Source organism: Neisseria sp. P0021.S005, from assembly GCF_051956955.1.
On the sequence record NZ_JBQCWY010000954.1, the window covers coordinates 1 to 456 of the forward strand.

General features: G+C 43.2%; 1 pseudogene. It reads left to right on the forward strand.

Annotated elements, in window-relative coordinates:
* Nucleotides 1-52: 52 nt before the first annotated feature.
* Nucleotides 53-456, forward strand: a pseudogene (tssK, locus tag ACTHUE_RS20335) (type VI secretion system baseplate subunit TssK); the annotation flags it as partial.

Here is a 456-nt window from a genome sequence, read left to right on the forward strand (position 1 = left end):
ATGGGGCTGTTTTCAATGTGAATTTGACCGTCAGGCATTAGAAGTTGGAAAAATCAAATTAGATACACTTCAGGCATGCTTGCCGGATGGCACCTTAATTGATTTGCAGACCGGCGGACGCCACGTCAATGTGCGCAATATTGAAGGTCTGCCTTTACAGCAACGAAATGTTGTATTGTTGGCACTGCCCGTCTATCAGGCACATGTTTCAAATTTGGTAGATGAGAATGAAACCAAAGATACGCCCAAGCGCTTTGTTAAGAGCTTTGAGAAGGTGGAGGATATTTTCTCTACCTAGGAAACAGAGTTTGCGGTGGAGGGATTGAATCTCACCATTCGTTTCGATTTTGAACAAAATGACGACTATATTACCTGTCCTATCGGTGCAATAGAGAAAGATGAGACGGGTGCTTTTGTTTGGGCTAAAAACTATATCCCGCCATTGTTATCCCTAAC